Below are 13,943 nucleotides of genomic sequence, written 5' to 3'. Positions count from 1 at the left end.
TTCGTGGTACCACCCAATTTTAGAATCTAATTGATTCTCTCATTGTTTCTTATTTTAATATTATTAAAGTGATCTACTAGTTAAAAGTGACTATTAGGCTTTCACCGCATCCTAATTCGCTATTGTTTTTTAACTAGCTTGCTATCTTTAATATAAAATTCTCACCTCACCATTAGGTAAAATCAAAGAAGTTGGAATTTCATACTTGCTTTCACTTTTACCCGCTGGTAAAGATAGATTTGATTCTGAGTTTACACTCTGCTTTGTATAATTGTCAAGCATTTCTTCTACGGACGTAAATGATTCTGGCTTTTTCAAATTATCTTTATCAAGCAGATCTGCCCAATCAGATGATTTAGCAAAGTCGAGTTGACTTTCTAACATACCAACCATCTTTTGCTTGAACGTTTTTAATTGTTCAACGTAATCATTGGTTGCTAAATCAATGTTAGAAACTTGTTCAGCTCGATCACTAATCAATTGTTCTGCTTCAGCTTTGGCTGTTTCCATTACATGGTTAGCCTTATCTTTTGCAGTGGCAATGATTTCTTCAGCGTCACGAGTTGATTGCTTTTTAACATTATCCGCAGCCTCTTGAGCAACTAAAATTGAAGAATTAAGTGAATTTTTAAGATCATTGTAATAGCTCAATTCTTTCACATTTTTATCTAAAGATGTTTTTAATTGTTCATTTTCATCTTTTAAAATTTGATAATCTTTAACTACTTGATCGAGGAAGTCATTAACCTCATCAATATTGTAACCTCTCATCTTAGTAGTGAATTTTTTCATATGAATATCTTCTGCTGATAAAACCATGGAAAACCCTCCTCATTTATTTTTAATTACTTCAAATTCTACCTTATTTTTGTTTTTTTTAGAATATCCATTATTGGCAGTTAAACGGGCACGTCCATATCCACGAACGGATAACATATCATGCAGAGAAATTTCGTTATCAGGTTTATTATATGTAAACCAGTTAAGCCGAACCTTATCATGCATAATTAACCCTTTAGCAATACTGCGAGAGACATTAAAAATTGAAGCCACCACAATATCTAAACGTAATGAAGATAACGTTAAATTGATTAAAACTGATTCGTTCTTACTTTTAATTAATTGTGTCGGTTGAATTTCATTTAGAGTTACTTTGACTCTCCCAATATGATCTACTTCTTGTTTCAAGAAAACACTCATATTTTTTTGAGCTAAGAAATTCCATTGTTCACCATCAGTGATGATATCCCCAATCACGTTTCTTTCAATTCCGCTTCCCATTAAAGTACCAAGAATTTGGTTATGCTTAAGCTTCGCAAACTTAACCGGATACTGAATCTGAATTGGAACAATCTCATAATCTTCAACGCTCGGAGCATAATAATCTGGAAATATCAGAGCTCGTTTCATTTCTGCCCCTTGATATCCACCGTTAGCTTCTAATTTCAAATTAGGATAACGATTAATTAAGGTATTTAAAAGAAAGATCTCCCTGTTATTTAAAAAACCAGTTAAAATGGGCCGATATTCATTATTTGCTTGTTCAATCCAATCACTAGCTACCCTTAAAAAGGGAATTTCACTTTTACGAAAATGTTGTTGAATATTTTCACTAATTGCCATTTTAAGCTAGAATTCCAATCAATATGTTGGTAATCCCAATCACTCCGTATTGAATAAACCACAATGCAATTACACCCAGCATCGGACCTAGTCCAATCATTCCAATTTGTAGTGATTCAAAGTAGCGTAAATAAGGATAAACTATTTTTGCAATCCAATAACCAAATTTAGAATTAGCAGCACTGGGAATCCAACTTAATAGACAATAAATAACAATTAAAAAAATGTATAAATCGATTAGTCGACTAAGTAAATATCCTATTAAACTAATTATTTGTATAATCATTCTTTAAATTCTCCGAGTAATTGTTATATTTCTTTTTTAAATTGCCATCTACCACAAAGTTATTGGGTGCACATAGGTATACTTTTTCATCAATTTGTTGCATATCGCCCTTAATTGAATAAAGAACTCCACTTAAAAAGTCTAATATTCGTTTGGTAGTTGTTGCATCAACATTTTCCATTTTGATTAAAATGGCATCACCATTGATTAAGTTATTTGCAATATTTCTGGAATCTGAAAAAATTCGTGGTTCTACAATGGTAATCTTACTTTCTGGAATATGACTTTCAGTCATTGGTAGAACCTTTCTAGGATTAGCTATCCGATTTCCCATTTGCTTATCATTTTGTTCAATCTCTGACTCATCTGGCATTCCAAAAAAACTATTAAAGATACTTTTCGCCATTTTTAACCTCCAACCGTCAAATTAATTATTACGATATTTAAAATTAAATGGTGGAATGTCATCATTTTGGTCGTCAGCTTCAGTATCATTTGCTTTTGGTTTAAATGGTTCAAATTCCTTTTTTTCAACGTTTTCAAATCGTTGATCTTTAGGTTGAGCACTCTTACCACTTTGATGATTTGGTTCAACTACTTGTCCATTTTTAGGAGTAGCTGTATTTAATGAGCTTGAACTTTGAATTGGATTTGAATCATCATCAATTCCAGTTGCAATAACAGAAACTCGAATTTCGTCACCCATGTTTTCATCAACAGAAGTACCAAAAATTAAGTTGGTACTATCTGATGTAGCATCGCGAATAATATTTGCAGCTTCTTGGGCTTCAAAGATACCTAATTCACCACTAGTGATATTTAATAGAACTTGTTTGGCCCCATCAATTGATACTTCAAGTAATGGAGAATTAATGGCCTTCTTAGTTGCTTCAGCCGCACGGTTTTCACCACTGGCAGTACCAACTCCCATCAAGGCAGTTCCTTTATCCTTCATAATTGTTGTCACATCGGCAAAATCAAGGTTAATGTATCCTGGTCTAGTAATTAAATCTGAAATACCTTGCACACCTTGACGAAGAACATTATCAGCATCATGTAAAGCACCAATGAAGGTCGTCTTCTTATCAGCCATTTCTAGAACTTGGTTATTTGAAATAACCACCATTGTATCCACGTTTTGTTTTAACGCATCTAAACCTTCAATCGCATTATGAGCACGATCAGGTCCTTCAAATGTGAATGGACGGGTAACTACCGCAACGGTTAGTGCACCCATACCTTTGGCAATTTTAGCAATAATTGGGGCAGCACCGTTTCCAGTTCCACCACCCATTCCGGCCGTAACAAATACCATGTTAGAACCTTTTAGAGCGTTTGAAATGTCTTCTTGACTTTCTTCGGCAGCTTTTGCTCCTACTTCTGGGTTTGATCCAGCACCAAGACCCTTTGTAAGCTTAGGTCCTAAGTTAATCTTAATCTCAGCTTTAGAGTCATTTAATGCTTGAACATCAGTATTAGCAGCAATGAATTCTACTCCCTCTACTCCATCTTCAATCATTCGGTTTACGGCGTTTCCACCACCACCACCAACTCCAATAACTTTGATGGTTGCGCCATTGTTAGCATTTTGATCCATTGAGTAATCCATTAATTTAACCTCCGCATTTATTCAAAAAAGTTCTTAAGGGCAAATCCAGAACCCTTTTTCTTAGATTTATCTTGTTTATTTCTTCTAAATGAAGCAAAAAGTCCTCCACCATCAGACTCGTTTTCTTCTTCGTCATTTTCACTAGGTTGAGAATTTTCTTGCATTGGTTCAAAGTCATCAGAGGAATCGACATTAGTATCTTCAGCAAGATAAAAATCTTCATCAAAGGCAGATCTAACTACTCGTTTGATTTCACTAAGTTGACTAGCATAATTAACTAGAGACAATGCTGATGAAAATGATGGATGTCTTAATCCCATTTTATCTGGAATATAAACTCTAACGTTTACTCCAAAGGTATTGGCAGCTAATTCTGCAATTCCTTGCATTGAAGCAACTCCACCAGTTAATACAATTCCACCTGGCATGTCCAAGGCATTAGCACTTACTAACTTATCTTTCAATCGATTAAAGATTTGATCCAAACGAGCTTCAATTATTTCAGCAAGTAATTTTTCATTAATCTTCAATGGTTGACTTTGTCCAACAACATCTACACCAAAAACATTTTCAGGTGATGCTTGTTCAACATCTGCAAATCCATATTCACGTTTAATGTTTTCTGCATCTTTTAAAGAAGTACTTAAAACGGCAGAAATATCTTTAGTGATAAATTGACCACCTTCATGATCAACATCAATATACTTTAATTCCTGATTATGAATAATTGCAGCAGTAGATTGTCCCCCACCAATATCAATCATAATTGTTCCAAAATCTTGTTCTGGCTCGCTAAGGATTGTTTTACCTTCTGCTTCGGCGTTAACCACCACTAAATCCAGCTTAAGTCCAGCTCGGCTAACTGCCTTCTTGACGTTATGAACAACTGTTTTAGGACCAGTAATTATCCGTCCTTCCAGTTCAAGGTGTGACCCTAGCATTCCACGAGGATCTGGAATTTGATCAAAACCATCAATTTTGAATTCACTAGGAATTAAATCTATTAATTCTGACTCTTGGGGAATATTATTAGAAATTGCAGCTCGAGCTACATTTGCGATATCTTGATTATTAATTTCTTTTGTACTGTCATCTAAATTAATCATTCCAGAACAATTACTAATTGCAATTTTATCCGCTGGTAATCCAACAATTACACGACTAATTTCAAAGCCAGATTTGGTTTCTGCCTGTGAAACTGTCTTTTTAATTGCTTGGGCAGCTTTATCAATGTCTACAATTATTCCACGATTAACGCCAGCTGACTCTTCGTTTCCGACTCCAATTACGTTAACTTGTCCATCTACATATTGGGCAACAATTACCTTAATTGAAGTTGTTCCGATATCTAGTCCAACATAAATATCTGATTCATTCATACCTTCGGAACCTCCTGATTACCAAATGTTTTAATTTAGCTTTTAATACCCTAAGTTTACCATAGTTGCTTATTTTTTAAAAAGTCTAAATCACTGGATTGGCGTAGAATAAGCACCATATTCCAGATTAATTAAACTTTTTCTTTTTAGCGTTTCTTTAATTCCTAAATAGTATCCCATCTTAGTGGTAATTTGCGATGTTTTTAGTAATACTTGATTACCATCTTTTAAACTTATCTTAAGTTTTCCCGTTTCATACTTAGAATTTTGTTTTTCAATCGTATTAATCAATTTCTTCGTTGAACTTGGTAATTTTTCATATTTTTCTAAAATATTTTTCATCTCATTTGAATCATCAAACCCCTTTAAAATAACCACATTATTTAAAGTATTAACGTTTTCTGCCTGATTATCTTGGCGACCATTGATATAAAATGGATAAAACTGATGGTCCTTTTCTAAATAAGCATTGAAATCAAAAAATTTAACGTTCACGTTTAATTGATTATGTTTCTTCCAAACCAAATTCACCGACTTTATTTTAGGATTCTTTTCCTTTAAAAAGTTCTCAATGCGTTTTTGGTTTTTTTTAACCATCTCGATTGAATCACCTTTTTTAACCGGAAAATTATTAACCACCGTTTGGTCTTTTTGTGTAAATAAAATCTGGTTAACTTTACTGTAAGAAGAAGCTTGGTAACTAAAAAAAAGTAATACCGAAACAAAAATTACTAAAAGAGGCAGAACCTTTTTTAGCATCTGCCTTCTTCTTTGTTTTTTAATTTTTTTGTTTTTTCTTCCGACTCGAAATCGACTATTAGGTTTTCTTTTTTTTCAATGTATGTTTCTAAATGTTGGTCGCTCAAACCATAATTGGGCTTATGATTATCATTCATATAAACCACCTGTTAATTTAATTATTCGTGTAATTTAATTGCAGTTTTACAAACCTCTAATAGTTGATCAGCCGCATCAGTAACTCCCATTAATTTGGCATTTTCTCCCATTTTAATGCGACGTTCATCATTATTCATCAATAAATCGACCTTTTTCACTAAGGAATTACCATTTAAGTCTTCCTCAGTTTCTAAGATAGCAGCTTCTTTTTTAACCAAGCTCATGGCATTTCGAGTTTGATGATCAGCTGTAACGTAAGGACTGGGAATTAAAATTGAAGGAATTCCCATCGCGGTAATTTCGGCTAAACTAGTAGCTCCAGCTCTTCCTACAATCAAATCAACCTTAGGTAAAATTTCTGGCATATTTGAAATATATGGTAATACCTTCACGTTATCACTTAACGTAACGTCTTTAAGTTGTGCCTCAACGCCAGCAAAACGCTTATTTCCAGTTACAAAAACCACTTGATATTTCTTTTGATTAAATTCTGGAATTGCTTCAACAGATGCTTGATTAATCTTTAAAGCTCCTTGGCTTCCACCAAAAATTAAAACGGTCGGAACTTCATCTTTTAAGCCTAACTCTGTCCAAGAAAAATTACTTTGCATGTTTGCTACTTGCTGAGCTCTGGGGTTTCCAGTAAATACAACTTTTTCTTCTGGAAATTGACTTTTAGCATCATCAAACGCAATCCCAATCTTATCAACATAACGACTGAGAAACTTATTCGTCCAGCCGACTACACTATTTTGTTCGTGGATTACAGTTGCAACTCCCATTTTAGCTGCTGCATATAAAACAGCGCCAGAAACGTAGCCACCTGTTCCAACAACTACATCCGGTTTAAAATCACGAATTATTTTTTTAGCTTTTTTAACGCTCTCTAAAAATAAATAAACGGTTTTAAAGTTATAGGTAGTAAAAAGACTCCGTTTAAAGCCTTGGATTTTGAGTGCCTTAAACTCAAGGCCTTTTTCTGGGACAATGTTTTTCTCTAATCCTCTTTCAGAACCAACGTATAAAACTTCGGCATTTTTATCTTGAGCTTGTAAAGCTTCAACCAATGAAAGTGCTGGATAAATATGTCCACCAGTTCCACCACCAGAAACGATAATTTTCATGACTACTCCTCTTTTTTTCCAGTTATTTTTTCAACATCTTTAATGAACTGATCACCACGTTCTTCAAAACTAGCAAACTGATCCCAACTGGCATTAGCTGGTGATAAGAGAACAATATCTCCCGGTTTGCTCATCTCATAAGCAACCGGAACTGCTTCATCCAAGTTATCTACTAATTTTATGTTTTTGATACCAGCCGCAATTGCCGATTTTTCCAGCAATTTTTGCGTTTGTCCGTAAAGTACAATTCCTGAAAGATGCTCCTGAAAATCCTTTTCCAACTTTTCAAAAGTGTATCCTCGATCAAGACCACCGGCAATTAACACCACCGGTTGTTTAAAGCCTTCAATTGCCATTTGGGTTGCTTCAATATCAGTTGCTTTAGAATCATTATAGAACTGACGTCCGTTAGCAGTTAGTACGTACTGATTACGATGTCTTACTCCCCCAAAGTTCTTGAGGATTTTAACAATTTTGCTGGTTGCAACTCCTGAAATTTTGGCAACTGCAATTGCTGCCAAGGCATTTTCAACGTTATGTTCACCGGGAACTCTTATATCAGTAGCATCCATTATAAATTCGTCTTGGTAATAAAGTTTACCAGCTAATTGATAGGCACCGGTTTTAAATTCACCGTTAGCAGAAAATGGCACCACTTGTGCCCGACTTCTTTCGCTTAATTTGCGCCATTCAGCAGTATCAAAATTAATCACTAAGAAATCTTTTTCATCCTGATTTTTCGTAATATTTAATTTTGCGTTTACATAGTTTTCTCTAGTTTTATGATAATCTAGGTGATTTTCAAAAATATTGGTAATCACAGCAATTTTTGGATGAAATTTAGTAATTCCTAACAACATAAAACTAGAAACTTCCATCACAATTTCATCGTTTTTAGTAGCCTTTTCAGCTACTTGTGTTGCTGAAATTCCAATATTACCAGCCTTATAAGCAGTTCCTGCAGATTTACCAGCAGATAACATCTCTGAAATCATCGTAGTTGTGGTTGTCTTCCCATTGCTTCCGGTAACCGCTACAATCGGTGCTTCTGCAACTTCACTTGCCAATTCGACTTCGACAATGATAGGGATTTGTTTTTCCTCCGCAGCCTTTACTAAGGCTACGTCATAAGGAATTCCTGGATTTTTCACCATTAAGTCAGTTCCATCTAAAAGAGATAGTGGTGATTGACCGGCAACGATGTTCACCCCTAAATCAGATAGTTCTTGATGGTCAGTAATTTCTTCCAACTTTTTACCATCAGTGAGGGTCACATTTGCTCCCAATTTGATTAATAATTTGGCAGCATTAGTTCCACTCAAACCTGCTCCAAATACCAATACATTCTTATTTTTATATGAATCAATCAATTTCAAAAGGAAGTCCTCCAATAACTAAAGTATTACTAATAGACCAGTAATTGCAGTCAATAGACCAACGGCCCAAAAAACTAAATCGATTTTCCACTCACTCCAACCACTCATTTCAAAAGAGTGGTGAATTGGAGTCATTTTAAAAATTTTCTTACCCGTTAACTTAAATGATGCAACTTGAAGAATTACGCTTAAGGTTTCTAAAACAAAAATTAACCCAATCCAAATTAAGGATAATTCATGGTGTACCAAAATGGAAACCGCAGCTAATGCTCCCCCTAAAGCCAGTGACCCCATGTCTCCCATAAAAATTTTGGCTGGCTTATGATTAAACAATAAAAATGCCAAAAGCGCACCAGCAACAGCCATACAGAAGATTTGCACGTCAACTTGTTTTTGCACGTAAGCTACAATTCCATAGGCAGAAAATGCAATTACACTCAATCCACTTACTAGCCCATCCAATCCATCGGTTAAGTTAACCGCATTAGAAAAACCAGTTAACCAGATCATAATAAATCCGACATATAAAATTCCTAGGGTAATTTCACCATCGCCCATAAAGCGAATTGACATTGGAAAACCATTTGAATGATAAACAATCGCAAAAATGATTGAAACTAAGATTTGCAAACCAAATTTTTGCCAAGCTTTAAAGCCTTCATTTTGACGCTTGAAAATTTTAATACTGTCATCCCACATTCCAATCAAACCGTATGATAGAAAAACAAATACTAAAATTGATAGAGTAGAGTTTATTTGATTAGTCGAAATTGCATAAATCAAGACAGTGACGACAATTGCAAAAACAAACGCTAATCCCCCCATTGTTGGAGTTCCACTTTTACTTTCGTGCCAGCTAGGGCCTTCTTCTCTAATCATTTGCCCCTCTTTTTTTGCTCTAAAATACTTAATTAATGCTGGTGTCAGTAGAAATGTAATTACAAATCCAGCAATTAGTGGAATCAACCAATTCATTTTATTTCCATCCCTTCTTTTTATCCTATTTCATCAAACTAACGTCTAATTGATTATTTTTATTAAATTCTTGTTCCGGATTAATACTTTGACTAGTTACCTTACCATCGCCGTTAAAGTTAACTTTGATTTGGGTAATGTTTGCAAAGTCTTCCACATCTTCTTTACTCCACCCCGTTAAGTTAGGCATTGTCATTGCACCATCAGTAACTAAAATTACTCGATTCGAAATATCTTTGGGTGCCTTCCCTTGGGGGCTTTGTTTAGTGATTTTTTGTCCTTTACCTACCACAATGTTATTGATTTTTTCTTTATTCAAATCATTTTGGGCATCGGTAGTCGCTTTTCCCACTTCATTAGGAATTTTAACCTTACTATTAGATTTTCCATCCGACATCAAGGCCTTCTTCATCACAGGATTAAACACTTGAGCTAACACGGTTGCACCTTGTTGGCCCCCTAAGTTAGGTTGTTTTAGCGTGACATACATAATGTAGCGTGGATTATTGGCTGGTGCCATTCCTGCAACCGAGTAGAGATAACTGTTATCCCCATTTTCATACTGACCAGAGCTATTACTTACCTGAGCAGTACCGGTCTTTGCAGCAATCCGATAGCCATCAATCTGGAATGGATGACCAATTCCATAATCTTTATAAACTACATCTTCCATTAATTTTCGTACTTGCTTAGCAGTTGAAGCCTTAATGGGATTTCCGGCTACTTCTTTTTTATACGTCTTAATCGTTTTTTTGTTGTTTGAATCAGTCACTTTATCAATAATTTGTGGCTTAACCATCTGTCCATTATTGGCAATCGCACTAAATCCTTGAAGCATTTGTAATGCCGTTACTTGAATCCCTTGTCCAAAGGCCGTATTAGCTTGTTCAATAGGACGTTCAAATTGAATGTTTCCCGCAACTTGACCATCAACGACATTATTATTATTTTTCAATAATTGGAAGCGATTAATGTACTTCTTCCAAGTATTGGCTCCCATCATTTGTTCCAAATGAGCCATTGCTACGTTACTTGAGAGCGCAAAACCTTTATTAAAAGTGATGTCTCCCCAACCACTTCGATTCCAATCTGGAACAATTTGATTCCCAATTTGATAAATTCCAGAATGATAAGTGGCATTTCCATTATAGTGACCACTATCAATTGCAGAGGCAATTGTGAAAATTTTCATCGTTGATCCAGGTTCATACACATCTTGTGATAAAGCATCACGCCAAACATCACCCAAACCTTCTCCCGTTTCCGGATTAAAGGTTGGTCTTTGGGAAGCCGCTAAAATTTTACCAGTTTTGGCATCCATAATTATGGCAGACATACTCTTAGGGTTAACTTCTTCATTAACCTTGTTTAATTGAGTTTCCAATAGTAGTTGGAGGCTGGAGTCAATCGTGGTATGAACGTTATTCCCGTTCTTGGCAGGTTTATCAACGTTATTACCAGATGGAATTTTATAGCCATAATTATCTTCTTGATATTTTTTAAAACCATTAACACCCGTTAATAATTTGTTAAATGACTTTTCAATTCCCATTTGTCCCTCTAAGCTAATCTGCTTAGTTTTATCATTGACCATCGTTGCTGCTAATCCAATAATATGCGAAGCAAAAACGCCATTGGGATATAGTCTAGATTGCTTAGGAGTGAAATAAAGCCCAGTTAAACCATTAGACTCAATTTTTTCTTTTGTAGATAAACTAATTCGATTGCCGGCGTTTCCAAACTCGACTTGGAAGGTTTCTTTTTCCGGATTTAAAGCTTTGTAGGCTTTTTTATAAGAAATTGGCAAATTTTCTGACAAAACTTTGGCGGTTTTCTTTTTATCTTGGACGTATTCAGGCTTACCCTCAATTGATTTTTGTTTCTTATTTAACACTGCATAAAGTGAGTACGTATTGGTATCTTCAGCCAGTGGTTTTCCATTTTTATCTAAAATCGATCCTCGACTTGCTTGGATAATACTATTTCGATTGTATAGCTGATTGGTTCTTTCCTTTAAATCCACCCCATGGGCAGACTTAAATATTGCAACAGCAGAAAAAGAGCCGACAATCAAAAGAAAAACAATACTTACAAAAATCATAAAGATTCTTGCAAAATTACGCCGATTTTTCTCGGCTTTCTTTTGATTATTCAGCTGCTTTTGATTATCTCTCATCTTTTTATTTCCCTTACACTAGCATTATCAATTGAAAGTTGATCCTTTTCAACTACTCTAGCAATTGCACTATTTTCGAGACCATCTAGTTCTTGACTCATACTTTGAGTCTCATTTTTTAGCTTCACGTTTTGAGTGGATGTTTTTTGAAATGAGCGTTCGGATACATTTAATGAATTTTTGGCGGATACCAATGAAACCATTAAAACAAAACTAATTAAAATTCCTGAAATAATTAAAGTCTTCTCAAATCCAGATAATCTTAACTTCGTTTCTGTTGCTGGAACCTCATACAACTTCGAATGGTTTTTTCTTTTATATGTATAGTTAGCCCGTTGTTGTCTGGCTACTCCGTTTTGTTCCATATTTATCTCCTACTTTATTCTCTCAATAACCCGTAATTTTGCACTATGTGAACGATGATTTTCCTCTTGCTCTACTTCGCCAGGTAAGATTGGTTTCTTTTGCACCATCTTAAAATGTGGCTTCAGCTCTTCTGGAATAATTGGAATATTTGGTGGTAAATTTTCAATCGTCGTTTTTTCCTTAAACATCCGTTTTACTAAACGATCTTCTAGTGATTGAAAAGTAATTACACTAATTCTTCCATTGATTTTCAGTAGTTCTAAGGCTTGCTCTAAAGAATCTTCAAGTGCTCCTAATTCGTCATTTACTGCAATTCGAATTGCTTGAAATACCCGTTTAGCTGGATTACCACCATGGCGTCGCGCCGCTGCTGGAATCGCATCCTTAATAATTTCTGCTAACTCTGTAGTAGTGTTAATCGGCTCATCTTCTCTAATTCGCTCAATTTTTCTAGCAATTTGCTTTGAAAACTTTTCTTCTCCATAGCGGAAGAAAATTCTAACTAAGTGTTCATAAGGCCATTTATTAACCACTTCCCAGGCATCCAAAGGTTGACGCTGATCCATTCTCATATCTAATCGAGCATCTTTTTGATAACTAAAGCCTCGATCTGCAATATCGAATTGTGGAGAGGAAACCCCTAAATCATAGACGATTCCATTTACTTCTGAGATTCCTTGCGCATTAATTTCAGATTTTAAATTTCTAAAATTAGATTGAATCAAAGTTAATTGTTGCTTTTCAATGTATTGTTTTAATTCTTCTTGATTATATTTAATTGCATAATCATCTTGATCAAAGGAATACAGATGACCATTCTCTAATTTAGATAAAATTAAAGAAGTATGACCACCGCCACCAAGAGTACAGTCAATATAAGTTCCATTGGGATCCATATTCAGTTCATCAACTGCCTCATTTAGTAACACAGTTTTATGGTTAAATTCAGTCATCAATTTGCCTCATTCTTTAAAAATCAAGTAGGTTTTCTGCAATTTCGTTAAAGTCATCTTGTGATTGTTCGTTGTAAGCATCCCATTTATCAGCATCCCAAATTTCAAATCTAGTTGAGACCCCGGTTAAAACACAGCTTTTAATTAATCCGGCATACTTAATCAACGGATCAGGAAGGTTTACTCGCCCCTGTTTATCAATCTCACATTCAGTTGCGGCCGAAAAGAATAAACGTGCAAAGGTTCTCGCATCACGTTTATTAAAGGGAAGTTCGTTAATTTCTTTTTGTACTTTTTCCCATTCAGATTGAGTATAGCCAAATAAACAACCGTCAAGACCCCTTGTAATTACAAATTGATCTCCAAGTTGTTCTCTGAATTTGGCGGGAATGATAATTCTGCCTTTTTGGTCAATATTGTGTCGATATTCACCTATAAACATTCCATCATCCCCATTCCTTCTGATAAATTTAGTCTACCACAACGCACCACTTTACACCACTTGATATCCATTTTTTACCACAAAAAAACAGAAGAGTTTGAGAAAACATTCTCAAACCCTTCTGTTAAAGCCTTTTCAGCATTTCTAAAGTTATTATAAACATATACATAAACAGCCAAAATAAATCAGAAAATCGCCAAAATAAGAATAAAAATTGTTTTAAAATAACTTCTCCATTTTTTCGATAAGTTCTTAAAACCCAAGTGATTGCAATTACCATCCAAATAATCATACAAATTGGAAGTAATGATGTTCCCGCTTGAGTTAATGATGCCCTTTGAACTAAAACAATTCCAAAAATGGGGAATACATCCAAAACTCGAATTTTCTTCCATTTAAAAATTAATTTTAAAATTTTAATTATAAAAACACTAATTAAAAAATACAGCAAAATGATTCCTTGGCTTTTTATTAGTTGTTCTAAAGTTTCTGGAAAATTAACTAAGTTCATTTCGTTTAACTTTTAACTCCCTCTATTGCATTATCACTGTTGCCCAGTTAGAATTATGGTATTAAACTTTAAGGTGGTGTGGATTTTGACAAAGTGGCGTGACAAGTCAACATTCCAAAAGATCCTATACATTTTTGTATGGATTATGATTATTTTTACAGTTCTAGGAGTTATCCTAGGATCTGCAACAGCATTATTACAATAAAACTGGGGAAATCTTCCCCAG

General features: G+C 34.7%; 18 protein-coding genes. 1 reads left to right on the top strand and 17 read right to left on the bottom strand.

Translation table 11 applies throughout. The features are described from left to right. Positions 1 to 147: 147 nt before the first annotated feature. The 17 genes from R4B61_RS04450 to R4B61_RS04370 form a co-directional block, all read right to left on the bottom strand. Positions 148 to 819: a DivIVA domain-containing protein gene (locus tag R4B61_RS04450; RefSeq protein ID WP_413627080.1), complete on the bottom strand. Its 672-nt coding sequence runs from the start codon at positions 817 to 819 to the stop codon at positions 148 to 150. 12 nt (positions 820 to 831) lie between these two features. Next, a complete protein-coding gene (locus R4B61_RS04445) occupies positions 832 to 1,623 on the bottom strand; it encodes an RNA-binding protein (protein WP_413627079.1) in 792 nt (263 codons plus the stop codon). Position 1,624: 1 nt separating this feature from the next. Continuing rightward, positions 1,625 to 1,909, bottom strand: coding sequence for a YggT family protein (locus R4B61_RS04440; protein ID WP_413627078.1), 285 nt, complete (start codon positions 1,907 to 1,909; stop codon positions 1,625 to 1,627). After that, on the bottom strand, positions 1,890 to 2,315 hold the full coding sequence (locus R4B61_RS04435) for a cell division protein SepF (RefSeq protein ID WP_413627077.1): 426 nt from the start codon (positions 2,313 to 2,315) through the stop codon (positions 1,890 to 1,892). Before R4B61_RS04435 ends, R4B61_RS04440 begins: the two co-directional genes overlap by 20 nt. A gap of 21 nt (positions 2,316 to 2,336) precedes the next feature. Continuing rightward, positions 2,337 to 3,518, bottom strand: coding sequence for a cell division protein FtsZ (gene ftsZ / locus R4B61_RS04430; protein WP_413627076.1), 1,182 nt, complete (start codon positions 3,516 to 3,518; stop codon positions 2,337 to 2,339). A 17-nt stretch (positions 3,519 to 3,535) separates the two neighbouring features. Continuing rightward, entirely contained in the window at positions 3,536 to 4,897 is a 1,362-nt protein-coding gene (ftsA, locus tag R4B61_RS04425) for a cell division protein FtsA (RefSeq protein ID WP_413627075.1), read from the bottom strand. Between the two features lie 90 nt (positions 4,898 to 4,987). Further along, a complete protein-coding gene (locus tag R4B61_RS04420) occupies positions 4,988 to 5,494 on the bottom strand; it encodes a cell division protein FtsQ/DivIB (protein WP_413627074.1) in 507 nt (168 codons plus the stop codon). Then, positions 5,455 to 5,622: a PolC-type DNA polymerase III N-terminal domain-containing protein gene (locus R4B61_RS04415; RefSeq protein WP_413627073.1), complete on the bottom strand. Its 168-nt coding sequence runs from the start codon at positions 5,620 to 5,622 to the stop codon at positions 5,455 to 5,457. The genes R4B61_RS04420 and R4B61_RS04415 overlap by 40 nt, the downstream gene beginning before the upstream one ends. Before the next feature lie 27 nt (positions 5,623 to 5,649). Beyond that, a complete protein-coding gene (locus R4B61_RS04410; RefSeq protein ID WP_413627072.1) occupies positions 5,650 to 5,793 on the bottom strand; it encodes a hypothetical protein in 144 nt (47 codons plus the stop codon). A gap of 21 nt (positions 5,794 to 5,814) precedes the next feature. After that, positions 5,815 to 6,918 (bottom strand): undecaprenyldiphospho-muramoylpentapeptide beta-N-acetylglucosaminyltransferase, encoded by a 1,104-nt coding sequence (gene murG, locus R4B61_RS04405; protein WP_413627071.1) that lies wholly within the window; start codon positions 6,916 to 6,918, stop codon positions 5,815 to 5,817. 2 nt (positions 6,919 to 6,920) lie between these two features. Continuing rightward, positions 6,921 to 8,294, bottom strand: coding sequence for a UDP-N-acetylmuramoyl-L-alanine--D-glutamate ligase (gene murD / locus R4B61_RS04400; protein WP_413627070.1), 1,374 nt, complete (start codon positions 8,292 to 8,294; stop codon positions 6,921 to 6,923). Between the two features lie 18 nt (positions 8,295 to 8,312). Next, entirely contained in the window at positions 8,313 to 9,269 is a 957-nt protein-coding gene (mraY, locus tag R4B61_RS04395) for a phospho-N-acetylmuramoyl-pentapeptide-transferase (protein ID WP_413627069.1), read from the bottom strand. Positions 9,270 to 9,294: 25 nt separating this feature from the next. Continuing rightward, a complete protein-coding gene (locus tag R4B61_RS04390) occupies positions 9,295 to 11,445 on the bottom strand; it encodes a penicillin-binding transpeptidase domain-containing protein (RefSeq protein WP_413627068.1) in 2,151 nt (716 codons plus the stop codon). Beyond that, positions 11,442 to 11,810 carry a hypothetical protein gene (locus tag R4B61_RS04385; RefSeq protein WP_413627067.1) on the bottom strand — a complete coding sequence of 123 codons (369 nt, stop codon included), beginning with the start codon at positions 11,808 to 11,810 and terminating at the stop codon, positions 11,442 to 11,444. The genes R4B61_RS04390 and R4B61_RS04385 overlap by 4 nt, the downstream gene beginning before the upstream one ends. Positions 11,811 to 11,819: 9 nt before the next feature. Next, on the bottom strand, positions 11,820 to 12,764 hold the full coding sequence (gene rsmH, locus R4B61_RS04380; protein WP_413627066.1) for a 16S rRNA (cytosine(1402)-N(4))-methyltransferase RsmH: 945 nt from the start codon (positions 12,762 to 12,764) through the stop codon (positions 11,820 to 11,822). 16 nt (positions 12,765 to 12,780) lie between these two features. After that, complete coding sequence (gene mraZ / locus R4B61_RS04375; RefSeq protein ID WP_413627065.1) at positions 12,781 to 13,206, bottom strand: division/cell wall cluster transcriptional repressor MraZ; 426 nt, start codon at positions 13,204 to 13,206, stop codon at positions 12,781 to 12,783. Between the two features lie 124 nt (positions 13,207 to 13,330). Beyond that, on the bottom strand, positions 13,331 to 13,717 hold the full coding sequence (locus R4B61_RS04370; protein ID WP_413627064.1) for a DUF3397 family protein: 387 nt from the start codon (positions 13,715 to 13,717) through the stop codon (positions 13,331 to 13,333). A 55-nt stretch (positions 13,718 to 13,772) separates the two neighbouring features. On the opposite strand from R4B61_RS04370, the gene R4B61_RS04365 reads away from it, so the two are divergent. Further along, positions 13,773 to 13,922 carry a DUF4044 domain-containing protein gene (locus R4B61_RS04365; RefSeq protein WP_413627063.1) on the top strand — a complete coding sequence of 50 codons (150 nt, stop codon included), beginning with the start codon at positions 13,773 to 13,775 and terminating at the stop codon, positions 13,920 to 13,922. Positions 13,923 to 13,943 lie beyond the last annotated feature (21 nt).

Source organism: Fructilactobacillus vespulae, assembly GCF_047324295.1.
Taxonomy (GTDB): Bacteria; Bacillota; Bacilli; order Lactobacillales; family Lactobacillaceae; genus Fructilactobacillus; species Fructilactobacillus vespulae.
The sequence above is the reverse complement of the archived record's forward strand: the minus strand, read 5'-3'. Positions and strand labels throughout refer to the sequence as shown.